At 74.6% G+C, this 23766-nt stretch carries 16 protein-coding genes and 1 riboswitch; of the genes, 8 read left to right on the forward strand and 8 right to left on the reverse strand.

Going from position 1 to position 23766, the window contains the following annotated elements; translation table 11 throughout:
* The first annotated feature begins 37 nt into the window (after window positions 1-37).
* Window positions 38-1189, forward strand: a complete 1152-nt coding sequence (locus AB0D01_RS01835; protein ID WP_363052988.1) for an XdhC/CoxI family protein — start codon at window positions 38-40, stop codon at window positions 1187-1189.
* Window positions 1190-1351: 162 nt separating this feature from the next.
* Here the strand turns inward: AB0D01_RS01835 and AB0D01_RS01840 are convergent, their stop codons facing one another.
* Window positions 1352-3568 carry a germacradienol/geosmin synthase gene (locus tag AB0D01_RS01840; protein ID WP_363052989.1) on the reverse strand — a complete coding sequence of 739 codons (2217 nt, stop codon included), beginning with the start codon at window positions 3566-3568 and terminating at the stop codon, window positions 1352-1354.
* Window positions 3569-3984: 416 nt separating this feature from the next.
* Here AB0D01_RS01840 and AB0D01_RS01845 point away from each other — a divergent pair, with 416 nt between their 5' ends.
* Together AB0D01_RS01845 and AB0D01_RS01850 are read left to right on the forward strand one after the other, a co-directional pair.
* Window positions 3985-4743: a hypothetical protein gene (locus tag AB0D01_RS01845; RefSeq protein ID WP_363052990.1), complete on the forward strand. Its 759-nt coding sequence runs from the start codon at window positions 3985-3987 to the stop codon at window positions 4741-4743.
* Window positions 4740-7001 carry a UvrD-helicase domain-containing protein gene (locus AB0D01_RS01850; RefSeq protein WP_363052991.1) on the forward strand — a complete coding sequence of 754 codons (2262 nt, stop codon included), beginning with the start codon at window positions 4740-4742 and terminating at the stop codon, window positions 6999-7001. Before AB0D01_RS01845 ends, AB0D01_RS01850 begins: the two co-directional genes overlap by 4 nt.
* Window positions 7002-7074: 73 nt before the next feature.
* On the opposite strand, the gene cobN is transcribed toward AB0D01_RS01850, so the two are convergent.
* Window positions 7075-10686, reverse strand: a complete 3612-nt coding sequence (gene cobN / locus AB0D01_RS01855; RefSeq protein ID WP_363052992.1) for a cobaltochelatase subunit CobN — start codon at window positions 10684-10686, stop codon at window positions 7075-7077.
* Between the two features lie 32 nt (window positions 10687-10718).
* Window positions 10719-10876: riboswitch (cobalamin riboswitch) on the reverse strand.
* Between the two features lie 691 nt (window positions 10877-11567).
* On the opposite strand from cobN, the gene AB0D01_RS01860 reads away from it, so the two are divergent.
* From AB0D01_RS01860 to AB0D01_RS01870, 3 genes are read left to right on the forward strand one after another with little or no spacing between them, the layout of a single operon-like run.
* Entirely contained in the window at window positions 11568-12950 is a 1383-nt protein-coding gene (locus AB0D01_RS01860) for a cobalamin biosynthesis protein CobG (protein WP_363052993.1), read from the forward strand.
* Window positions 12947-13594: a precorrin-8X methylmutase gene (locus tag AB0D01_RS01865; protein WP_363052994.1), complete on the forward strand. Its 648-nt coding sequence runs from the start codon at window positions 12947-12949 to the stop codon at window positions 13592-13594. The genes AB0D01_RS01860 and AB0D01_RS01865 overlap by 4 nt, the downstream gene beginning before the upstream one ends.
* Window positions 13591-15099 carry a precorrin-2 C(20)-methyltransferase gene (locus tag AB0D01_RS01870; RefSeq protein WP_363052995.1) on the forward strand — a complete coding sequence of 503 codons (1509 nt, stop codon included), beginning with the start codon at window positions 13591-13593 and terminating at the stop codon, window positions 15097-15099. Before AB0D01_RS01865 ends, AB0D01_RS01870 begins: the two co-directional genes overlap by 4 nt.
* A gap of 95 nt (window positions 15100-15194) precedes the next feature.
* On the opposite strand, the gene AB0D01_RS01875 is transcribed toward AB0D01_RS01870, so the two are convergent.
* The 5 genes from AB0D01_RS01875 to AB0D01_RS01895 all read right to left on the reverse strand — a co-directional run bounded on the left by AB0D01_RS01875 (window position 15195) and on the right by AB0D01_RS01895 (window position 19956).
* Window positions 15195-15695, reverse strand: a complete 501-nt coding sequence (locus AB0D01_RS01875) for a hypothetical protein (protein WP_363052996.1) — start codon at window positions 15693-15695, stop codon at window positions 15195-15197.
* Between the two features lie 221 nt (window positions 15696-15916).
* Window positions 15917-16708, reverse strand: a complete 792-nt coding sequence (locus AB0D01_RS01880) for a cobalt-precorrin-6A reductase (RefSeq protein WP_363052997.1) — start codon at window positions 16706-16708, stop codon at window positions 15917-15919.
* Window positions 16698-17447 (reverse strand): precorrin-4 C(11)-methyltransferase, encoded by a 750-nt coding sequence (gene cobM, locus AB0D01_RS01885; RefSeq protein WP_363052998.1) that lies wholly within the window; start codon window positions 17445-17447, stop codon window positions 16698-16700. The genes AB0D01_RS01880 and cobM overlap by 11 nt, the downstream gene beginning before the upstream one ends.
* Entirely contained in the window at window positions 17444-18742 is a 1299-nt protein-coding gene (cbiE, locus tag AB0D01_RS01890) for a precorrin-6y C5,15-methyltransferase (decarboxylating) subunit CbiE (protein ID WP_363052999.1), read from the reverse strand. The genes cobM and cbiE overlap by 4 nt, the downstream gene beginning before the upstream one ends.
* On the reverse strand, window positions 18739-19956 hold the full coding sequence (locus tag AB0D01_RS01895; RefSeq protein ID WP_363053000.1) for an MFS transporter: 1218 nt from the start codon (window positions 19954-19956) through the stop codon (window positions 18739-18741). Before AB0D01_RS01895 ends, cbiE begins: the two co-directional genes overlap by 4 nt.
* A gap of 157 nt (window positions 19957-20113) precedes the next feature.
* Between AB0D01_RS01895 and AB0D01_RS01900 the strand changes: the two genes are divergently transcribed.
* Both AB0D01_RS01900 and AB0D01_RS01905 read left to right on the forward strand, forming a co-directional pair.
* Complete coding sequence (locus AB0D01_RS01900; protein WP_363053001.1) at window positions 20114-21100, forward strand: winged helix-turn-helix domain-containing protein; 987 nt, start codon at window positions 20114-20116, stop codon at window positions 21098-21100.
* A 171-nt stretch (window positions 21101-21271) separates the two neighbouring features.
* A complete protein-coding gene (locus tag AB0D01_RS01905; protein ID WP_363053002.1) occupies window positions 21272-22708 on the forward strand; it encodes an FAD-dependent monooxygenase in 1437 nt (478 codons plus the stop codon).
* A gap of 28 nt (window positions 22709-22736) precedes the next feature.
* Here AB0D01_RS01905 and AB0D01_RS01910 read toward each other — a convergent pair whose 3' ends face one another.
* Window positions 22737-23663, reverse strand: a complete 927-nt coding sequence (locus AB0D01_RS01910; protein WP_363053003.1) for a trypsin-like peptidase domain-containing protein — start codon at window positions 23661-23663, stop codon at window positions 22737-22739.
* Between the last annotated feature and the right edge of the window lie 103 nt (window positions 23664-23766).

Below are 23766 nucleotides of genomic sequence, written 5' to 3' on the forward strand. Positions count from 1 at the left end.
CGATACTGGAATCCGAACCTCTCCGAGGAGGCCGAACATGCTGGACATCGCCGAAGAACTGAACCGGTGGGTCGAGCAGGGACGTGACTTCGCCGTCGCCACCGTCGTGGCGGTCGGCGGGAGCGCACCCCGGCAGCCCGGAGCGGCACTCGCCGTCGACGGCGAGGGGACGGCCATCGGTTCGGTTTCCGGCGGATGCGTGGAGGGCGCGGTGTACGAGCTGTGCCGGCAGGCGCTGGAGGACGGCGAGACCGTCCAGGAGCGCTTCGGCTACAGCGACGACGACGCCTTCGCCGTGGGCCTGACCTGCGGCGGCATCATCGACATCATGGTCACCCCGGTGCCCGTGGGGTCCCCGCAGCGCGCGGTGCTCGCCCGGGCCCTGGCCGCCGCCTCCCGGGGCGAGGCCTCGGCCGTGGCCCGGATAGCGGACGGCCCGGCCGAGCTGATGGGCCGCGCCGTGGTCGTCGCGGGCGACGGCTCCTGGGAGGGCGGTTTCGGGGGACACCCCGAGCTGGACCGCACCATCGCCGAGGAGGCCCGCGCCATGCTCGACGCCGGCAGGACCGGCGTGCTGGAGATGGGCGCCGACGGCCGGCTCTGCGGAGAGCCGCTCAAGGTGCTCGTCGAGTCCAGCGTCCCGCCCCCGCGGATGATCGTCTTCGGGGCCATCGACTTCGCCTCCGCCCTGGTGCGGATCGGCAAGTTCCTCGGCTACCAGGTCACCCTGTGTGACGCCCGGCCCGTCTTCGCCACGAAGAACCGTTTCCCCGAAGCGGACGAGATCGTGGTGGACTGGCCGCACCGCTACCTGGAGACCACCCGGGTCGACGCCCGGACCGTCCTGTGCGTCCTCACCCACGACGCCAAGTTCGACGTGCCGCTCCTGGAACTCGCCCTCAAACTTCCCGTCGCCTACGTCGGCGCCATGGGCTCCCGCCGCACCCACGAGGACCGCAACAAGCGCCTGCGCGAGGTCGGCGTCACCGAACTCGAACTGGCCCGACTGCGCTCCCCGATCGGCCTGGACCTCGGCGCCCGCTCCCCGGAGGAGACGGCCCTGTCCATCGCCGCCGAGATCGTCGCGAACCGCCGCGGCGGCACCGGCGCGGCCCTGACCGGCGCGCACATCCCGATCCACCACGACAGCTCGCACACCGTGGTGACCCGGATCGGTTCCGTGGCTTGAAGAGGGGGCCGGGGGCCGGGGCCTGAGGGCCGACCGACCTGACGGCCGCGCTCCACCCCGGACACTCCCGGACCTTCCCGGACCTTCACGCAAGGGCACGCCCCCGGGGGCGTGCCCTTCGTCGTTCCCCGGCCCCTGCGCACGGAGGCCGGGCCGGGCGGGCTAGGCGGGGCGGGACAGGCGCGCCGCCGCCATCCCGAACCCCGGCCCCCACACCCCCGTCGACAGCGCGTCGCCCGGACGGTGCAGGTCCTCCTCCCGGTAGCGCCGGCAGTTCCGGTGCCAGTGCAGGATCCCGGCCATCCAGTCCCGGAGTTCGCCGACGTACGCGTCCATCGCCGCGCGGGCCCCGGCGTCCAGCTCCCAGTCGTCGTAGAGCACGGGCAGCTGGTGCGCGACGATGTGCTCGAACTCCTCGGTGCGCCGGGTCATCAGGGCGTGGCAGATCCGCAGGGCCTCCGGGTAGCCGATGTCGAAGAAGTTGCGGGTGACGAGGACGTGGTTGTGCACCTCGCCCTCGACCTCCACCTCCTTCTGGTAGGAGAAGAGGTCGTTCATCATGCAGCCGGTGTCGGCCGCCGCGTTCTCCAGGGCGCGGATGGTCCCGGAGGCGTAGAGCGCCTCGGGGACGCCGCGGTCGGCGTGACCGAGGCGGCACATGTACATCGTCAGGTGGGAGCCGAAGGTGCTCCGGCGCATCTCCGCGTAGTCCACCGGGTCCGGGACGCGGTGCGCCGCCTGGTTCTCCACCTCCCACACCCAGCTCTCCAGCATGCTCACGACCGTGGCCCCGAATTCGGCCCGCACGGCCGCGTCCTTGTCCCGGGTCGTGCGCACCCACAGGTCGGCGAGGGAACGTTCCATCGCGGTGAGCGGAACCGGCTGGTCGGCGTGGTCGACCGGGATCATCGACACCAGCCGGGCCGTGGTCGCCTTCGCGGCGGCGATGTCCCCGGTCCGGCCGAAGACCACCGGGTAGTAGTCGTCCGCGTACGTCCCCCAGGTCAGCCAGCACGCGTTGAGGAGCAGCGCGTCGGGGTCGGCGTCCGGGTCGATGCCGGCGGAGCAGAGCGCGAAGTCGTAGCCGCGCAGCCGCTCCTCGGTCCAGATCGCGGAGCCGGGGTCGCCGGGCCGCGCCTCCAACAGGCCCATCCGGTGCGCCCAGGCGACGGAGCCCTCGCGGGCGTGGCCGAGGTGGGGGCTGAGGGTGAGGGGGAAGGGCATGTGGACGTCCGGCACCACGGACGGTCCGGTGCGCTCGTGGGGGACGTGGGCGCGCGAGCGGGCGCGCAGTTCCAGCGAGCGGCGGTTGAAGACGGACCGCAGGTCGAGGGCGGTGGTGCCCAGGCCCGTCGGGAGGAACGGCAGGGTGAGCGGGGCGGTGGGGCGGGCCTCCTCGTTCATGTACCGGCTGGAGACCATGTGCCATTCGTGGCCGCCGGACTGCCAGTCCTGGAGGCCCTTGACGTAGGCCAGGACGGCGGCGACGTCGACCGGGTCCAGGGCGTGGTCGACGAACAGCCGGGGCAGTTCGACGAGCGCGGTCTCCTCGAACTGCTGGAGGCGCGAGGTCAGCAGGTCGTTGGTGGTCTCGGCGGCCTCCTGGGTGGTGCATTCCAGGAAGGTCTCCAACACCAGCACGGCGTTGGAGAGTTCGCCCTCGTCGGTGACCTCGCGACGGTACGAGAAGAGGTCGTTGCGCAGGTGCACGGCGTCGGAGAAGGAGTCCCGCAGGACCCGCAGGGGGCGGGAGTGCGCGACCTGGGCCGGCACCTCCGCGGAGACGTACTCGATCAGCCCCGCCGACCAGGGGGCGCCGCCCACCTTGCGGCGCATCTCGATGTACTCCAGGGGGTTCGCCACCCGCCCGATGTCGATGTTGGCCAGCTCCCACATCGACTCGTCGAGCAGGTTCCGCGTCGACAGGGCGAACCGTTCCCGCCAGTCCAGGGACATCGCCGGCACGGTCCGCGCCCACAGGTCCGCGAGGCCCGCCTCGACGGGGTTGGTGGGCTCGGGGAAACCGGCGGCCAGGTCCATCGGCATGAAGGCGGCGAGCCGGTCGAGGTAGGCCTTGGCGCCGACGCGGTCCTGCGTGCGCTTGAACGTCTCCAGGAAGTGGTCGTCGAAGAAGAAGACCCACACGTACCAGTCGGTGACCAGGGACAGGGCGTCGGCGTCGCAGTCGGGATGGGTGTGCGCGCACAGCAGCGCGTAGTCGTGGGAGTCGAGGTCCGCCTCCTCCCACACGCCGGAACCCTCCAGCATCCCGAAGCCGCGGGCCCACCGCTTGGTGTGGGTCCGCGCGCTCTCCAGATGGGGGTTCAGTCGTGCCGGATGGGGCACGTAGAAGTCCGGCAGTCGAAACGGCTGCGTCACGGCTCGGTCGGCCTTTCGTCGGGGCGCGGGGACCGGCTGCCCCGGCCCCCCGCACGAGATCAGCAGGGCCCTACCCCCGACACCGGCCCGCCATGGAGGAGTTCACCGCTTCAGGTGACGACCCCCCGGTTCCGGTGTGCCGCTCGGCGGCGGGCGGTAGAAGGGTGACGGGGTGACGCAGGTCTCTGCGAAGTGGTGCGGCAGAAAAGAGAGAAGGAGCGCTTCAGTGCGAACGGGGCGACCGGGGAGGTCGCCTTCTGTAGCATCTGGATGTGACGTACGCCACTCCATCCTCGTTCCGTGAGTGTGAGGCGGCAGCGCCCCACACCGGAGCCCCGCTCCGGCAGGGCGATGTCCTCGAATTCCTCCAGGCGGAGCAATTTCCCGACGGCTGGCACGACGTGTTGGGGATCGTCGTGACCGCCAACTGTGACCTGGCGCTGGGCAAGCACTGGGGGACGCTCACATATGTACCGGCCCTGCCCATCGACACGTACGTCCGCGAGTTCACCGTTCCGAAGATCCTGACGCGAGAGTCGCAGCAATCCGAGCGGGAGGTCAGGCGCTGCCTCGACCCGAACGGAACCGGCGCCGCAGCCGAACGTGCCGTCGAAATGGTCCAGTTGGACTATCCCGTCTCCGACATCGCGACCCTCCTCGTGAAGGATGACCGCAAGCGGTCCGGATTCTCCGGCGAGCTGGAGGTCCTGCGGCTCTACCGGCGGACGCTGAGCCGCCTCGAAGAAAGTCCCGACGCGGCCGGGTTCTGGCGGGTGGTCATGGACTTCATCGCCGAGATGGACACCCTGAAGCCCACCAAGAGGGGCAAGGAGCACGCCTTTCGCGCCGAGATCGGAAGCAGTCTGAAGTCCCTGCCCGGTGACGCCTTCTATCTGCACGCCCCCAGCCCGAACCACGGACCGGGGTACGTCGCCGTGCTGCGCCTGATACGCAGCATCGCGGACGCCGCGGTCGCCCTGCGGCAGGCCGACGAGATCCGCGGTCGGGGACAGTACGCGGCGCGCAGGGTCGCCCGGCTCGACACGCTCTACTGCCACCGGGTCGTCCAGCAGATGGCCGGCGTTTTCACGGACATCGGGCTGCCCTCCGACTACGAGACGGCGCGCGACTCGCATTTCATCGACTACGTGGACGTTCTGGGGAAGTCGCAGTGATCGTTTTCACCCGCAGCAGCCTGCCGAAGTACCTCGAGATCAGTCGGGTCGGCGCAATCCCCGAGGGGATCGGCCCCGGGCCCGTCCAGGACGACGACCTGCACGTGGCGGACGTCTCGGGAAACCGAATCGTCATCCATCGCGAGGACAGCAACAGCAGCAGGCTGGTCATGATGACCGAGGAGGCCTGGTCCCGTATTCATCGAGAGGCCGGCGTGTTCGCGCTGCGCCATCTCGAACGCGTGGACCGTGCCACGCGCGCGATGGCGAGACCGCCCGTCTCCCTTCCCCTGCAGTGGCACAAATTCTCCTACGAGAACCTTCTCGGGTTCTTCGCCCTGCCCAGGAACCTCAACCCGGAGTCCCTCCGATGGATCGCGGAATCCCTTCCCGGCGGCCACGTCTGCTTCTGGCGCCTCACGGATCGCGGTGATCCGCTGCCCCTCCAACAATTCGCGCCGGACCGGAACCAGGTGGCCGGGGTGTTCGACGCCCTGCCCGAGGCCCTCGCCGGTGCCGCCGCGGCGTTCGGAAGCGAGGCGCGCGAGCCGCGACTGCTCCAACCGTCCGTCGACCTGGAACGCGTGGGCGCGGGCTCGCTCGTGATGGACAGGTCGTACTCGGAGTGGCTGCCCCTGCTGAGCGAGTCGCAGAAACGCGTCCTGGACAACCCTCTCTCCGAGCCCCTGAAGATCCGAGGCGTCGCCGGCTCGGGCAAGACCCTCATGCTGCAACTGAAGGCCTTGACGGAGCTTTACGGCGGCACCGGTCCCGACAACGGGTCGCAGGGCCCGGGGGAATCGGAACGCGGCGATGGCGAACTGCCGAAGATCCTTTTCCTCACCCATACCTGGGCCATGGCCCACCAGGTGGAAGAGGCACTGCAACGACTCGACGAACGGGGCCTGGCCTCGCACATCGAGGTCATGCCCCTGACCTTCCTCAGGGAGTGGTTGCAGGGCAGCCTCCCGCCCACGGTGGAGATCCTCGGCGAGGACAGCCTCGACGGCAAACTGCAACAGCTGCGGCTGGTCGATGACGCGATCGAGGAGATCCGAGCGCACACCTGGGAGACCTACAGCCAGGACACGGGCGACTGGGTGCGACAGGGAGTGGAGGCGGCGGGCGGCGACGACGCGAGACGGCGGTTGTGCTGGGCGCTGATGCGCGAGTTCGCGGAGGTATTCGACTCCCATGAGATCAAGCCGGGGATCAACGCACTCAGAAAGTACAAGGGCCTTCCGCGGGAGAACTGGATGGTCCCCCTCACGCGCGGGGGTGATCAGGAGTTCGCGTTCGGTGTCTACCGCTCCTACGTCCAGCGGTTGGTGGAAGAGGGGCAGCTGACGACGGACCAGTTGATCGACGACTTCCGGAGGTACCTCGAGACGTACGTGTGGAACGCCCTGCGCACGGACAAGGGGTACGACGTCATCCTGATCGACGAGTTCCACCTCTTCAGCGACTCGGAGCGCTTCCTCCTGCATTTACTGGCCAGGGACGTGGAGGCCCATCCGCACCTGGTGATGGCGATGGACCCCAGCCAATCGGTCTTCATGCTGCTCACGGGACTCTCCGAGAACGAGATCAGCCGTGGCCCGACCGCCCTGTCGGAGCGCCCGAAGGCCACGTCGATCAACCTCGACGTGGCTCACCGGTTCACCCCTCCGGTCTTCGCCTTCGTGCGTTTCCTGCACAGCGCGATGCCCAACGTGGTGGAGGTGGGGCACGACTGGGTCTACGAGGCCGCGCCGCAGACCGGGACCGCGACCGGTGGGGGCGTCCCGTCGGCGTGGTTCGGTCCGCAGGAGGGACTGCCCGCCGCGGCGGTGGCCGCGGCGTTCGACATCCTCAAGAAGACCTCCAACGACGAGCGCGTCGCGCTCATCGGAGTCGGGAACACCGACCTGGAGGCGATCAAGAAGGCACTCGGAGGAGCCGTGAACGGCCCCTCCTCCGTCGTCACGATCGAAGGCCGGGACGACATCGAGAAGCTCCGCTACTCGCGTCGTGCCCTGATCGTCACTGCCTCCGAGTACGCCGCCGGCCTGCAGTTCTCCCATGTCGTGGTGCTGGGCGGAGCGGGTGGATCCTTCGAGTACGGATCCGGCGCCAGCGCGAAACGAGCCCTGTACTCGCAGTTCTACCTCGCCGCGAGCAGGGCCCAGGAGCACCTCACGGTCTTCGCCCCGGAGGACGGGGAGTTCAGCGACATCGTGAACCGCGGGGTGGAGGCCCAAGTGATCAACCAGCGGTAGCGCGCCGTCACACGCGGACGCCCCCGCGCCTCGGAGGGAGGGGCGGGGGCGTCCGGGGCGGGGCCGCGGGCGGCTATTCCGCCTCGGCCTCCAGGTTGCCCTCGGTGTCCAGGTAGACCTGGCGCAGGGCTTCGAGGACCTGCGGGTCCGGCTTCTCCCACATGCCGCGCGACTCCGCCTCCAGGAGGCGTTCCGCGATGCCGTGCAGGGCCCACGGGTTGGCCTCCTCCAGGAAGGCGCGGTTCGTGGGGTCCAGGACGTAGGTCTCGGTCAGCTTGTCGTACATCCAGTCCGCCACCACGCCCGTCGTGGCGTCATAGCCGAAGAGGTAGTCGACCGTCGCCGCCAGCTCGAAGGCGCCCTTGTAGCCGTGGCGACGCATCGCCTCGATCCACTTCGGGTTGACCACGCGGGCCCGGAAGACGCGGCTGGTCTCCTCGACGAGCGTGCGGGTCTTGACCGTCTCGGGACGGGTCGAGTCACCGATGTAGGCCTCGGGGGCCGTGCCGCGCAGGGCGCGGACGGTGGCCACCATGCCGCCGTGGTACTGGAAGTAGTCGTCCGAGTCGGCGATGTCGTGCTCGCGGGTGTCCGTGTTCTTCGCCGCGACCGTGATCCGCTTGTAGGCGCTCTCCATCTCGTCGCGGGCCGGACGCCCCTCCAGGCCGCGGCCGTAGGCGTAGCCGCCCCAGACCGTGTAGACCTCCGCCAGGTCGGCGTCGGTGCGCCAGTCGCGGGAGTCGATCAGCTGGAGGATGCCGGCCCCGTACGTACCCGGGCGCGAGCCGAAGATGCGGGTGGTGGCGCGGCGCTCGTCGCCGTGGGCGGCCAGGTCCGCCTGGGCGTGGGCCCGGACGAAGTTGTCCCCGGCCGGCTCGTCCAGCGAGGCCGCGAGCCGCACCGCATCGTCCAGCAGGCCGATGACGTGCGGGAACGCGTCACGGAAGAAGCCCGAGATGCGCAGCGTGACGTCGATGCGGGGACGGCCCAGCTCGTCGAGCGGGATCGCCTCGATGCCGGTGACCCGGCGGGAGGCCTCGTCCCAGACCGGGCGCACGCCCAGCAGGGCCAGGGCCTCGGCCACGTCGTCGCCCGCCGTGCGCATCGCGCTCGTGCCCCACAGGGACAGGCCGACGGAGGCCGGCCACTCGCCCTGGTCGGTGCGGTACCGGGTGAGCAGGGACTCGGCCAGGGCCTGGCCCGTCTCCCACGCGAGGCGGGAGGGGACGGCCTTCGGGTCCACCGAGTAGAAGTTGCGGCCGGTCGGCAGGACGTTGACCAGCCCGCGCAGCGGCGAGCCCGACGGGCCGGCCGGCACGAAGCCGCCGTCCAGGGCCGTCAGCACGTGCGCGATCTCGTCCGTCGTGCCGCCCAGGCGCGGGACGACCTCGTGCGCGGCGAAGGTGAGCACCGCCGCCACGTCGGGGCCGTGGTCCGCCGCCACGGAGGCCACCGCGGCCGGGTCCCACCCCGCGTCCTCCATCGCCTGGACGAGACCGCGCGCCGTCTCCTCCACCGCGTCGGCCGAGGTGCGGGTGGCGGCCGACTCGTCGAGGCCGAGGGCCTCGCGCAGACCGGGCAGGGCCGTCGTACCGCCCCAGATCTGACGGGCCCGCAGGATCGCCAGGACCAGGTTGACGCGGGCCTCGCCCGTCGGGGCGCCGCCCAGGACGTGCAGACCGTCACGGATCTGGGCGTCCTTGACCTCGCACAGCCAGCCGTCGACGTGCAGCAGGAAGTCGTCGAAGCCGTCGTCGTCCGGACGCTCCTCCAGACCCAGGTCGTGGTCGAGCTTCGCCGCCTGGATCAGGGTCCAGATCTGCGCCCGGATCGCCGGCAGCTTGGCCGGGTCCATCGCGCTGATCTGCGCGTACTCGTCCAGGTGCTGCTCCAGGCGGGCGATGTCGCCGTACGACTCCGCGCGCGCCATCGGCGGCACCAGGTGGTCGACCAGCGTGGCGTGCACGCGGCGCTTGGCCTGGGTGCCCTCGCCCGGGTCGTTGACCAGGAACGGGTAGACGAGGGGGAGGTCGCCGAGCGCGGCGTCCGGGGCGCAGGCCGCGGACAGGCCCGCGTTCTTGCCCGGCAGCCACTCCAGGTTGCCGTGCTTGCCCAGGTGGATCATCGCGTCGGCGCCGAAGCCGCCGTCCTCGGCCGCCGCCTGGATCCAGCGGTACGCGGCCAGGTAGTGGTGCGACGGCGGCAGGTCCGGGTCGTGGTAGATCGCGATCGGGTTCTCGCCGAAGCCGCGCGGGGGCTGGATCAGGATCAGCAGGTTCCCGCGGCGCAGCGCGGCCAGGACGATGTCGCCCTCGGGGTTCGCGCTGCGGTCCACGAACATGTTGCCCGGGGCCTCGCCCCAGTGCTCCTCGACGCTGCCCCGCAGCTCGGCCGGCAGCTCCGCGAACCACCGCTTGTAGTCGGCGGCCGGGATGCGGACGGGGTTGCGGGCGAGCTGCTCCTCGGTCAGCCAGTCCTGGTCGTGGCCGCCCGCCTCGATCAGGGCGCGGATCAGGTCGTCGCCGTCGCCCGACACCAGCCCGGGGATCTCCTCGACGGGACCGAAGTCGTAGCCGCCGGCGATCAGGGTGCGCAGCAGCTCCACGGCGCTGGCCGGGGTGTCCAGACCCACCGCGTTGCCGATGCGCGAGTGCTTCGTCGGGTACGCGGACAGGACCAGCGCGAGCCGCTTGTCGCGGCGCTCGATGTGGCGCAGGCGGGCGTGGCGCACGGCGATGCCCGCGACGCGGGAGGCGCGCTCGGCGTCGGCGACGTAGGAGGGGAGGCCGTCCTCGTCGATCTCCTTGAAGGAGAACGGGACGGTGATCAGGCGGCCGTCGAACTCCGGGACGGCGACCTGGGTGGCGGCGTCGAGCGGGGACAGGCCCTCGTCGTTCTCCTCCCAGGTGCCGCGCGAACCCGTCAGGCACAGCGCCTGGAGGATCGGCACGCCGAGGCCGGCGAGCGCGCCCGCGTCCCAGGACTCGTCGTCCCCGCCCGCCGAGGCGGTCGCGGGGCGGGTGCCGCCGGCCGCGAGGACCGTGGTGACGACGGCGTCGACGGACTCCAGGGCGCGCAGCAGCTCCGGCTCGGGGGTGCGCAGGGAGGAGACGTAGAGCGGGACGGGCCGGCCGCCCTTCGCCTCGATCGCGTCGCACAGGGCGTGCACGAAGGCGGTGTTGCCGCTCATCTGGTGGGCGCGGTAGTAGAGCACCGCGACCTCGGGGCCCGCGGCGTCGGCCGGCGCGGTGCGCTCCAGCGGACCCCAGGTGGGGGAGGCCGCCGGGGGCTCGAAGCCGTGGCCGGTCAGGAGCACGGTGTCGAAGAGGAAGCGCGCCAGCTGGTCGAGGTTGGCGGGGCCGCCGTGCGCGAGGTAGGCGTGCGCCTCGGCGGCGATGCCGATCGGGACCGTGGAGGCCTCCATCAGCTGGGCGTCCGGGGCCTGTTCGCCGGTGAGGACCACGACGGGACGGGTCTGGTCGGCGGCCAGCAGCAGGTCGAGCCCCTCCTGCCAGGCGCGCAGCCCGCCGAGGAGGCGTACGACGACCAGCTCGACCCCGTCGAGCAGACCGGGCAGGTCGTCGAGGGGGAGCCGGGAGGGGTTCGCGAACCGGTACGGGACGGGGCCGTCCGCGGCGCGGGCGCTGAGCAGATCGGTGTCGGACGTCGACAGCAGCAGGATCATGCGGCGGCAGGCCTTCCTCGGGGTTTCCGCGCCCCGGGCAGTGAGGACAGCGGGAGTTCCTGACTCACCCCGCGGAGCGTTCCGCGGGATTCACAGTGGCGGGACCGCGCCGGAATCTCACCGGGCTTCCTCCCATGTCGCCGTCCTCGGCGATGACGGGCCGAGCGGCCCGTCGGAAGGTCATCTTAGGGGGCCGGGCCCCTGGTCGGCAGTGGGGGTCGGGAGGCGGATCCACGACGGTCCCGCCGCGAAGGCCCTGCCCGCCGGAACGCGGCGCAAACGCCCCGCAGGCCGGTGCCGAGGCTGCCTGCGGCTGCCCGCGGGGCCCGGTGGAGGCGGCGCCGGAAGGGTCCCGGCGGGATCCGGGCCGATGGGCGGGGCCGAACCGCGCGGTGGGACGGCCGGCCGCGGGGGCGGGAACGGGGTGGGGCCGGGGGCCCCGAGGGCGCGGTGGCGGCCGGCGGCGCGGCGCGGTTCGGGCCCGGGCGGGCGCGGGTCCGGGGGTCCTGCTCGGCGCGGGGCGGGAGCGGGGTTCCGCTCGGGGCGGGCGCCCGTGGGGCGCGGTGGGGCGCCGGCCGGGGGTGCGGCGGGGTCAGGGGGCGGGCACGTGCCGGGTGCGGGGTCCGGGTCGGGGCGGACACGGGACCGGGGCTTCGCTCGGCGCGGGGCGGGAGCGGGGCCGTGCCGGGGCCGGGGGAGCTGTGGGCGCGGTGGCGGCCGGGGGCGCGGCGCGGTCCGGGCCCGGGCGGTCGGGACGCGGCGCGGGGTGCGGGAGCGGGGTTCGGGCCGGTGGGTGGGGTGGTGGTGGGTGTCGGGGGGCGCGGGGCCGGGTGGCGACGGCCACAGGTCGGGGCGCCGGATTCGTGGGTATGCTCGCGGCCATGCCCCAGCCCCCCTCCGCCGCACCGCGGGACGAACCCGTCATACGGGACCGCGGTGACGCATGCCCCGGCGCACTGCGCCTGCACGCGGCGGACGACGGGCACCTGGCGCGCGTCCGGATCCCCGGCGGGCTGCTCACCACCGCGCAGGCCCTCGCCCTCGCCCTCGCCGCCGACCGCTTCGGCGACGGCCGGCTGGAACTCACCTCGCGCGGCAACGTCCAACTGCGCGGCCTGCCCGACGGCTGCGGCGCCGGGCTCGCCGAGGTCCTCGACGGGGCCGGGCTGCTGCCCGCCCCGAGCCACGAGCGGGTCCGCAACATCGTCGCCACCCCGCTGTCCGGGCTCTTCGACGACGGCCGCCCCGACGTGGCGCCGTGGGTGCGGGAACTCGACCGGCTGCTGTGCGCGAGCAGCCGGGCCGCCGCCCTGTCCGGCCGGTTCCTGTTCGCCCTCGACGACGGGCGCGGTGACGTCGCCGCCCTGGACCCCGACGTGACGGTGCTCGGCCGGGCGGCGGGCGCCGAGGACGCGACGCACGCCCCCCGCGCGCTGGTGCGCCTCGGCGCCGCCGCCGACGCGGTCAAGGTGGCCGCGGCGGACGCGCCCCGGGCGGCCCTGCTCGCCGCCCTGTACTTCCTGGACGCCGCCGAGGCCGCCGGCACCCGCGCCTGGCGCGTCGCCGAACTCCCCGCCGAACACGCCCCGGACACCGCCCGGTTCACCGAACGGCTGGCCGCCGCCGGGATCGCGGCGACCGCGCCGGTGCACCCGGCGTGGCCGTACGCGCCCCCGCCGAAGCCCTGGGGCGCCCCCGCCGGCAGGTACGGGTCGCTGTGCGTACTGCCCCCGCTCGGCCGGGCGACCTCCGCGCAGTGGCGGATCCTGGCCGAAGCCGCCGCCGACGCCCCCGACACCGACGGCGCCCCCGGCGGGCTGCGGGTCACCCCCTGGCGGAGCGTCGTCGTGCCCCGCGCGGGATCCGGCGCCGCCGCCCGCGTCGAGGCCGCCGGTCTCGTCCTGGCCCCCGACGACCCCTGGGAGTCCGTCACCGCCTGCACGGGGCGCCCCGGTTGCGCCAAGTCCCTCGCGGACGTGCGCGCCGACGCGCTGGACCTCGTACGGGCCGCGCGCGGACCGCTGCCCGTGCACTGGTCGGGCTGCCCGCGCCGCTGCGGCCACCCCCGGGGCACCGCCTGGGTGGACGCGCTCGCCACCCCCGACGGCTACGAACTCTCCGTCCACGGGCGGCGGTTTCCGCACCACCCCGACCTCGCCACGGCCCTCGCGGCCGCACGTGGCACCCCCGCACCCGCCGAGGCGCCGCCCGCCGAAGCGCCACCCACCGAAGCCGCAGCCATCCACGCCGCAGTGAAGAAATGAGCGAGAACACCGTGTTCGAGTACGAGAAGGACGGCGCCGCGATCTACCGCCAGTCCTTTGCCACGATCCGCGCCGAGGCGGACCTCTCCGGGCTGCCCGCCTCGGTCGCCCAGGTCGCGGTGCGCATGATTCACGCCTGCGGTATGACCGACCTCCCCCAGGACCTCGGCTACACCCCCGAGGTCGTCCTGCGCGCCCGCGCCGCCCTGCGCGCAGGCGCCCCGATCCTGTGCGACGTCCAGATGGTCGCCAGCGGGGTCACCCGCAAGCGGCTGCCCGCGGACAACCGGGTCGTCTGCACCCTGTCGGACCCGTCCGTGCCCGAACTCGCCGCGCGGATGGGCACCACCCGCAGCGCCGCGGCCCTCGAAGTCTGGCGCGACCAGGGCCTGTTGGAAGGCTCCGTGATCGCCGTCGGCAACGCCCCGACCGCGCTGTTCCGGCTGCTGGAGATGATCGAGGAGGGCGCCCCGCGCCCGGCCGCCGTCATCGGCGTGCCCGTCGGCTTCATCGGCGCCGCCGAGTCCAAGGACGCCCTCGCCGCCCACCCCTCGGGCCTCGACCACCTGATCGTGCGGGGCCGGCGCGGCGGCAGCGCCATCGCCGCCGCCGCCGTCAACGCGATCGCGAGCGAGGAAGAATGAGCACCGGTCACCACAGCGCCGCCCGGGGGAAGCTGTACGGAGTGGGGCTCGGCCCCGGCGACCCGTCCCTGATGACCCTGCGGGCCGTCGAGGTCATCGCCGAGGCCGACGTCATCGCCTACCACAGCGCCCGCCACGGCCGGTCCATCGCCCGCTCGATCGCCGCGAAGCACCTGCGCTCCGACCACGTCGAGGAACCGCTGGTCTACCCGGTCACCACCGAGACCACCGACCACCCGGGCGGCTACCAGGGCGCGATGGAGGAGTTCTACGAGGCCTCCGCCGCCCGTCTCGCCGCCCACCTGGACGCCGGGCGCACCGTCGCCGTCCTCGCGGAGGGCGACCCGCTCTTCTACGGCTCCTACATGCACATGCACAAGCGGCTCGCCGACCGCTTCGAGGCCGAGGTGATCCCCGGGGTCACCTCGGTGAGCGCCGCCGCCGCCCGGCTCGGCACCCCGCTCGTCGAGGGCGAGGAGGTGCTGACGATCCTGCCCGGCACCCTGCCCGAGGAGGAGCTGACGGCCCGTCTCGCGGCCACCGACTCGGCGGTCGTGATGAAGCTCGGCCGCACCTTCCCCGCCGTCCGGCGGGCCATGGAGGGCAGCGGCCGGCTCGCCGAGGCCCGCTACGTGGAACGCGCCACCATGGCCGGCGAGCGGACCGGGGTCCTCGCGGACACCGACCCCGACAGCGTCCCGTACTTCGCCGTCGCCGTCGTCCCCAGCCGGATCGGCAATCCGGGCAGCGTCCCGTCCGGCCCCGGCGGGGTCGTGGTCGTCGGCACCGGGCCGGCCGGGCCGCTGTGGCTGACCCCCGAGACCAAGCGGGCGCTGGCCGACGCGGAGGTCCTCGTCGGGTACACGACGTACCTGGACCGGGTCCCCGTCAGGCCGGGGCAGGTCCGCCACGGCTCCGACAACAAGGTCGAGTCGGAGCGCGCCGAGTTCGCCCTCGACCTCGCGCGGCGCGGCAAGCGGGTGGCCGTGGTCTCCGGCGGCGACCCCGGCGTCTTCGCCATGGCCACCGCCGTGCTGGAGGTCGCCGGGCAGCCCGGTTACGAGGACGTGCCCGTACGGGTCCTGCCGGGGGTGACCGCCGCCAACGCCGCGGCCGCCGCGGCCGGGGCACCGCTCGGCCACGACTACGCCACCGTCTCGCTCTCCGACCGGCTCAAGCCGTGGGAGGTCATCGCGGAACGGCTGCGCGCGGCGGCCGCCGCCGATCTGGTGCTCGCCCTGTACAACCCGGGCTCGCGCAGCCGCACCTGGCAGGTCGCGCAGGCCAAGGAGCTGCTGCTGGAGCTGCGTTCGCCGAGCACCCCGGTGGTCGTGGCCCGCGACGTGGGCGGCCCGGAGCAGTCGGTGCGGGTCGTCGAGCTCGCCGCACTGGAGCCCGCCGAGGTGGACATGCGCACGCTCCTGCTCATCGGCTCCTCGCAGACCCGGGTCACCGAACGCGGCGACGGGTCCCGGGTGACGTGGACCCCGCGCCGCTACCCGTGACGGCGTAGACCGGAAACGGGACCGGTGACGGGACGGCGGCCGGGGCGAGGAGCCCCGGGCCGCCGTCCCCGTTCCAGGTCCCGTCGGCCGGGCGGTCAGCCCGAGCAGCCCGCCAGCACGTCGGCGCAGCCCACGACGCTGCGCGGGTCCACCGTCAGCAACTGCCACGACAGCACCCCGGCCGGCGGCGAGTCGTCCTGCGGCGCGGGCTCGATGTGCGCGGTCAGCGGCGCGCCCGCCGGGAAGTTGAGCCGCGTCACCTCGCCGGCCGCGCACGGCACGTCGAACGACCGGTCCCCGGCGCCGCCCTCCCGCGACAGCACCAGCGTCACCCGGGGGCTCTCCTCGCTGTCGCAGGCGATGTCGAAGCGGTACGGGCGCTCCCCGCCGGTCTCCAGCGCCTTGTCCAGCCCGGCCGCGAGGAAGCCGGTGCCGCGCATCGTCACCCGACCCTCGCCGATGTCCTTCCCCAGCGTCTCGTCGGCCCGCTGGAGCGCGTCGTCGGGCTCCCAGCCCCGGGGCTCCGCTTTCTCTCCGCAGCCGGTGAGGAGCGCCGCGGCGGCGAGGACCAGGGCGAGGGGGTGACGTATCCGCATGGCCTCAGACTAGAGGGTGCGGAGGGTGGGTGGGGGCCGGCGGGGGAGGGTATTCGCGCCGGTCGGAGGGGTGACGGGGACGATTCGGGCCAGGCCGGGCGGGTGTTTCCCCAAAGTTCGCCCCACGGCCCGCCCACACGGCCCGAAGGGCCCGTCCGCGCCCGCCGAAGGGCCCCGTCCGCCCCGGCCGAAGGGCCCCCGCGCGCCGGACGGACGACCCGTCACAGCGGTCCGGAAGACCCCCGGTCGGCGCCGCCGAGCCACTGGAGCGCGGCCTCCACCGAGTGCGCCTCGGGGACGTGCGCGGGCGTCGGCGGACGGCGGACGACCAGGACCGGTACGCCCGCCTCACGGGCGGCGGTGAGCTTCGGCGCGGTCGCGGAGCCGCCGCTGTCCTTGGTGACCAGCAGGTCGATCCGGTGGCGGGCCAGAAGCTCCCGCTCCTGCGCCAGGTCGAACGGTCCGCGCGCCAGCAGCACTTCGAGGCGCGGCGGCACCGGCCCCTGCGGCGGGTCCACCGAACGCACCAGGAACCAGGTGTCGGTGAGCCCCGCGAAGGCGTGCAGCCCCGTCCGGCCCGTCGTCAGGAACACCCGGTCGCCCAGTTCCGCCACCAGATCGGCCGCGTGCGCCAGGGAGTCCGCGAACGTCCAGGCGTCCCCGGGCCCCGGCGTCCAACCCGGCCGGCGCAGCGCGAGCAGCGGGACCCCCGTCAGGGCCCCCGCCCCCGAGGCGTGGAAGCTCATGTGCTCGGCGAAGGGGTGCGTGGCGTCGACGACCCGGGTGACGCCGTGCTCGACGATCCACCGCGCGAGCCCCTCGACCCCGCCGAAGCCGCCCACGCGGACCTCGCCCGGCGGCAGCACCGGCGAGGCCACCCGGCCCGCCAGGGAGGTGGTCACCCGGTACGCGGGATCGCCGGCCAGCGCCTGCGCGAGGCGGCGGGCCTCCGTCGTGCCGCCCAGGACCAGGACGTGCTCCGGGTCCCGCTCCGGGTCCCGCTCAGCAGACATGCCGGTCGCGTTCGGGGGAGTACAGGTGGCTGTCGCGGAACTGCTCGGCGCCCAGGGTCCGGCCCACGATGATGACCGCCGTACGCACCAGGCCCGCCTCCTTCACCCGGGGGGCGATGTCGGCCAGGGTGCCGCGCAGGACCAGCTCGTCGGGGCGGCTGGCCATCGCCACGACCGCCACCGGGCACTCGGCCCCGTAGTGCGGCAGCAGTTCCTCGACGACCCTGTCCACGTAGCGCGTCGCCAGGTGCAGCACCAGCAGGGCGCCGCTGCGGCCGAGCGTGGCGAGGTCCTCGCCGGGCGGCATCGGCGTGGCCTGCTGGGCGACGCGGGTCAGGATCACCGTCTGGCCGACGGTGGGGACGGTCAGTTCCCGCTTGAGGGCGGCCGCCGCCGCGGCGAACGCGGGCACGCCGGGGACGACCTCGTAGGGGATGCCGGCCGCGTCCAGGCGGCGCATCTGCTCGGCCACCGCGCTGAAGATCGACGGGTCGCCGGAGTGCAGCCGGGCCACGTCCAGACCCGCCTCGTGGGCCCGTACGCACTCGGCGACGATCTCGTCCAGGTTCAGCCCCGAGGTGTCCACCAGCCGCGCGTCCGGCGGGCATTCGGCCAGCAGCTCGCGCGGGACCAGGCTGCCCGCGTACAGGCAGACGGGCGCGGCGGCCAGCGTCCGGGCACCGCGCACGGTGATCAGGTCGGCGGCGCCGGGGCCCGCTCCGATGAAGTACACGGTCATGGCTGATCCTTCGCGCTCGCGGTGTCGGACTCGGAGAGGGGGGAGGCGGTGGTCGAGGCGGACGGTTTGGCGACCGACCACTGGGTGACCGGCATCGCCTGCCGCCAGCCGGTGAAGCCGCCGACCGGCACGGCGTGCGAGACGGCCAGCTTCACCAACTCGCCGCCGTGTCGCCGGTAGTGCTCGGCGAGGACCGCCTCCGACTCCAGGGTGACGGTGTTGACGACCAACCGGCCGCCGGGCGCCAGCGCCGTCCAGGCCGCGTCGAGCAGGCCGGGCGCCGTCAGCCCGCCGCCGATGAACACGGCGTCGGGGGCGGGCAGCCCCTCCAGGGCCGCCGGCGCCGCGCCGACGACCACGCGCAGGCCCGGCACGCCCAGCGCCGCCGCGTTGCGGGTGATGCGGGCCGCCCGCTCGGGGACCCGCTCGACCGCGACCGCCCGGCAGGACGGGTGCGTACGCATCCACTCGATGCCGATCGAGCCGGAGCCGCCGCCGATGTCCCACAGCAGCTCCCCGGGGGCCGGAGCCAGCGCGCACAGCGTCGCCGCGCGCACGTGCCGCTTGGTGAGCTGCCCGTCGTGCTCGTACGCCACGTCCGGCAGTCCGGGCGTCGCGCCGAGCCGGGGCGCCGGGTGCGAGGGGTCGCGCCGGCAGTCGACGGCGACGACGTTGAGGGGATCGCCGGGCGGGTGCTCCCAGTCCAGCGCGCGGCCCTCGTACGCGTCCTCGTGCTCGGAGCCGAGCCGCTCCAGCACCCGCATCCGGCTCGGGCCGAAGCCCCGCTCGCGCAGCAGCGCCGCGAGGGCGGCCGGGGAGTCGGCCCCGGCGCTGAGCACCAGCACCCGCCGTCCCTCGTACAGCGCCGCCGCCACCCGGGCGACCGGGCGGCCGACGACGGTGACGACCTCGGTGTCCTCCACCGGCCAGCCCAGGCGGGCGCAGGCGTAGGACACGGAGGAGGGGTGCGGGTGGATCCGCAGGGCGTCGGGGCCCAGCTCCTCGGACAGGGCCCGGCCGATCCCGTAGAACATCGGGTCGCCGCTGGCCAGGACGACGATGCGGCGCCCCGCGTGTTCGGCCGTCAGCTTCGGCACGGCCGGGCGCAGCGGGCTGGGCCAGGCGACGCGCAGCCCCGGGCACTCGGCGGCCGGCAGCAGGTCCAGCTGGCGCGGCCCGCCGATCAGGACCTCGGCCGAGGCGAGCGCGGACCGCGCGCCGGCGGTGAGCCCGGCCCAGCCGTCTGCGCCGACGCCGACGACCGTCACGGGTACGGGGGGTGCTGCGGAGCTCACTGAGCGGTACCTCGGGGAACGGTCGAAGGGGTGTGCGGCGGATGGACCCGCAGCTTACTGGGGTGCAGGCCCGGTTCCAGTGCCAGGGTGACCAGGACGGAGGCGGCCGCCAGCACGGTGATCGCGAGCGCCGGGGAGGTGTACTGGGCGAGCGCGCCGGCCAGCGCCGCGCACACCCCCTGGAGGGTCAGCATCCCGGCCGAGTGGAGCCCGAGCGCCTGGCCCTGGGTGCCCTCGGGCAGCAGCGGTACGAGGCGTTCCTGCATCAGGAGCCCGGCCGAGTAGCCGGTGGAGGCCAGGGCGACGGCGCCGGCGGCCAGCAGGGGGCCCGGTTCGAGGAGGAACACCAGATACGGGACGGCGAGCAGCAGCCGCAGCGGCGCCGCGAGCCGCACCCGCAGCCGCGGGGGCAGCCACCGGCCCGCGACGGTGTCCCCGACGAGCATCCCGGCGGCGGCGCAGCCGAAGAGCAGGCCCGCGTGGGCGGGGTCGTAGGGGACGAACAGGGACTCGCAGCCGACGATCAGGCCGTTGGGCACCCACAGGGCGAGGTACAGGGTCCGGCGGGCCGGGTGCGAGAGCAGGAGGCGGTTGACGCGCCAGGTCTCGCCCGGCCCGGCCCGACCGGCGGCCCGGGGCGCCCGGGGGCGCAGGCCGAGCACGACGGTCAGGGCCGAGGCCAGGCCGAGGGCGGCGGCCACCAGCAGCGCCCCGCGCGGGGACAGCGCGGTCAGCAGCAGCCCGCCGGCGGCGAAGCCGGCGATCTGCGCGACGCCCCCGCAGACGGCCAGCAGCGAACGGGCCGGCAGGTAGTCGTCGGGCGGGAGGATCTCGGTGAGCAGGCCGTAGCGCACGCCGCCCGCCAGGGAGTCGGCCAAACCCTGGCCCAGCAGGACCGCGAACGCCGCCCACAACGGCAGGCCGGGCGCGGCGAGCAGGGCCGTTCCGACGGAGGCCGCCGCCGCGAGGGCGGCGAGGGCGCCGCGCGGGGGCAGCCGGTCGGCGGCGGACAGCAGCAGCGTCGCGCCGAGCACCTGGGCGACGGAGGGGCCGAACATGGCCAGGGCGGACAGCAGCGGGCTGCGCGTGCGGTCGTAGACGAGGACGCCGAGGGCGAGCGAGCCGAGGGTGGAGGCGCCGATGCGCAGGGTGGCGGCCGCGAAGAACGGGGTGAACTCGGGCACGCGGGCGAGCGAGCGGTAGGTGCGGGGCATGCGGGGAGTCTCGGGGCGGGGTCGCGGGTCGCCTAATGTTTCGCGTGGGGGCGAAACCCGGACGGGGCACGCCGCGCGGCCGCCGGCGAGGCGGCAGGGCGACGGGCGGACGGGGTGACGCGGCGACGGGCCGACGGGCCGAAGGGAGGGCGGGGTCGTGGGGTGGTGGCGCATCGACACCGACGCGCTCGCGGGCAGCCGTTTCGTGCTCTCCGCGCCGGCCGAGACCGTGGCCGCCCTGATGGCCCTGCACTGGCGCACCGCGGCCCACCCCGGGGACCGGACCTGGCTCGCGCGGACCCTCCCGCCCTACGAGGCCCACCTGGCCGCCGACCCCGTCGCCGCCGCCCTCGTACGGGCCGCCTTCGGACGGCAGTGGATCGCCGGCTTCCTCACCCCGCCGCCCGACGGGCGCCCCGTGGAGGAGGAACTGGCCGTGATCCGGGCGACCCCGGACGCGGTGGTCCGTACCGACCTGCGCGCCGCCTCCGGACCGCTGCCCGAGGTCCTCCACCGGGCCCGGGGCCTGGGGCCGAGGACGGCCGAGGTGCTGGAGTGGGTGTGGGAGCGGGCCGTACGCCCCGACTGGGAACGGCGGCGCCGGGTCGCCGAGGCCGACGTCCTGGTGCGGACCGGGCACCTGAGCCGGGGCGGCTGGGCCGCGGCCCTGTCCGGGATGCGGCCGGGCATGGCGTGGCTCGGGGAGGGGCGGCTGCGGATCAACCTCCAGGACCGGCCGCCGCGCGAACTGTCGGGGGACGCGGGGCTGGTGTTCGTCCCCGTGACGCCCGGACACGGGTGGGTGTCCTGGACGGGGCGGCGGCGGCACGCGCTGGTGTACCCCTGCGAGGGGCAGCTCACGCAGGCGGTCGGCGGGGCCGGGGCCCCGGCCGGGACCGCCCCGCGGGCGCTGGTGCGGCTGCTGGGACCCGTGCGGGCACGGGTGCTGGTGTTGCTGGAGAGCCCCAAGTCCACGACGCAGCTCGTCGCCGTGACGGGGCTGAGCCTGGGCGCGGTGGCCGGGCAGCTCAAGGTGCTGCTGGAGGCCGGCCTCGTCCTGCGCCGCCGCACGGGCCGCACGGTGCTCTACACCCGCCTCCCCGCGGGCGACGTCCTGGTCAAGGCCGCCTCGCCCCCACCCTGACCCGGATCGACGGCCGGGCCGCCGGGACCCGGATCGACGGCCGCCCCCCGGGACCCGGCTCGCCGCGGGCGAAGCGCGCCCCCCGACCGCCCCCGCCCGCCCCGTCGCGCATCCGTCCGCCCCCGACCGGGGTCTGACGCGGCGCGGCGCGGCGGCGGGACACTCGACCGCATGGACGACACTCCGGACAACCACCCAGACCGCACGGGGGGCGACGGGCCGACGGACGACCACGCCCTGGTCCTCGGAGCCGGCCTGGCCGGGCTGCTGACCGCCCGGGTGCTCGCACGGCGCTTCGCGCGCGTGACCGTCGTCGAGAAGGACGAACTCCCCTCGGACGGACCGGACTTCCGGCCGGGCGTGCCGCAGTCCCGGCACGCCCACCTGCTGTGGTCCAAGGGCGTGGAGGTGATCGAGCGGCTGCTGCCCGGCGTCACCGACGAGCTGAAGGCCGGCGGGGCCGCCCTGCTGGAGTCCCCGCGCGACTTCCTGTGGCTCAGCCCCGCCGACTGGTTCCACGCCGTGCCGGGCGCCCCGATCCTCGTCGCGAGCCGGGAACTGCTCGACTGGACGGTCCGCCGCGCCGTGCTGCGCGAGGGCGCGGGCCGGATCCGGATCACCGCCGGCCGCACCGTCACCGGCCTGCACCCCGGCCCGGACGGCCGCTCCGTCGCCGGCGTGACCCTGCGCGACACCACCGAGCCGCTCACCGCCCGCCTCGTCGTCGACGCCACCGGACGCACCTCTAAGACCCCCGCCTGGCTCGCCGCCCTCGGCCACGCCGCGCCGCGCACCACCCGCTACGACTCCCACCTCGGCTACTCCAGCCGCTACTACGCCGCCCCGAAGGACCCCGCCCGCCGCTGGCACGGCATGTACGTACAGGGCCGCCCCGACAGCCCGCGCGGCGGAGTGCTGGTCGCCCTCGACGGGGACCGCTGGCTGGTCACCCTCATCGGCAACGGCGAGCACGCCCCGCCGACCAAGGCCGACGGGTTCCTCGAATTCACCCGCGGCCTGCGCAGTCCCGCCCTCCACGACGCCATCCGCGACGCCGAGCCGCTCTCCGAACCCACCGGCTTCCGCGGCACCGCCAACGAGTGGCGCCACTACGAGCGCCTGGAGGACGGTCCCGACGGCCTCCTCGTCGTCGGCGACGCGGCCTGCCGTTTCAACCCCGTCTACGGACACGGGATGACCGTCGCCGCCCTGGGCGCGGACGCCCTGGACCGGGCCCTGACCGGCCTCGCCCTCGAGCGCGTCCCCGCGGCCACCCGCACCCTCCAGCGGCGCACCGCAGAGGCCGCGTCCGTCGCCTGGCAGATCGCCACCAGCGAGGACCTGCGCTATCCCGGCACGGAGGGGCCGCCGCCCGACCGCGCCACCCGCTTCCTCCAGGGGTACATGTCCCGGGTGATGGTCGGGGCCAACACCGACCCGGCCATCTCCGCCGCGTTCTTCGGGGTCCTGTCCCTGTCCGCCCCGCCGAACACCCTCCTCGCGCCGTGGACGGTGCTGCGCGTGCTGTCCAAGTGGCGCCTGCCCACGGCTCCGGCCACCGCCGCCTACCCGCCGCACCACCCCCCTCCGCCCTCCGGGGAGGGGTGAGGCGCCCGGTCCTCACCCGAGGGCGGGGTCAGTCCCGGATCGCCCGCTCGTAGAGGGCGGCGATCCCGTCGCCGAACCCGCTGCTGTACGAGGTCAGTTCGTCCCCGCCGCCGTCCCGACCGCCGATCAGCCCGATCAGCCGCCCCGTCGTGCCGAGGACGGGGCCGCCGCTCGTCCCGTTCGGTACGTCGGCGCAGTCCAGACGCAGCTGCGTCGGCCCGGCCGGCACGGCGGCGCCGGCGCAGCCGAGGGGCTCCTCGGAATCGTTCGGGTAGCCCACCAGCCGTGCGGCGGTGGGCAGTTCGGCGCGGAGTCCGATCGGGTGCGCGCCGGTGACCTCCTCCAGGCGTGGTCCCGGCGGGCCGGCGCGGCGCACCCGGATGAACGCCACGTCGTAGTCGGGGTCGGAGGACTCGACCCAGCGGGGGTCCACCTCGACGCGGGTGGGCACCCACACGCCGTAGGGGGCGCCGCCGTCCCGGTAGCCGGGGACGAAGGCGAGGTTGGTGCGGAAGCCGCCCGAGTACACGCAGTGCGCGGCGGTGGCGATCAGGTCCCCGCCGGGGGAGTGGACGACGGAGGCCGAGCAGTGGTGGTCGCCGTCCCAGTCGGCGCCGGGGGAGAACAGCGCCCCGATCGCCGCCTCGGCGGGAACCGCCCGTGCTCGCGGCGGATCGGCGGGCGGCGTGTCCGAGGGCGGCTTGTCCGGGGGCGGCGTCGCGCCGGTGGTCGGCGTCGGCGTCGGCGTCGGCCGTGCGAGGGGCGGTGCGGCCCGGGTGATCCGTTCCACCCCGGCTCCGGCCTCGTCGGCGAGCGCGGCGTTCTGCACGTAGGTCCCGCGCCCGGGATCCCCGGTGGCGAGGTGCCCGAACAGGACCCCGCGGCCCACCACGAAGGCCAGCAGCAGGCAGCAGGCGCCCCCGAGCGCCCACAGGCCGATGGTCCTTCGCCTCACCGCGCCGCTCATCCGTCCCCGCTCCGCCTTCGTCGTCGCTCCGCCCGCGCCCCGCGGCCCGTGCTCCCCCAAGGTGGCACACCCCCCGCGCACCCCCGTGGTC

Origin of the sequence: Streptomyces sp. NPDC048606 (genome assembly GCF_040650855.1) — a bacterium.
Lineage (GTDB): Bacteria > Actinomycetota > Actinomycetes > Streptomycetales > Streptomycetaceae > Streptomyces.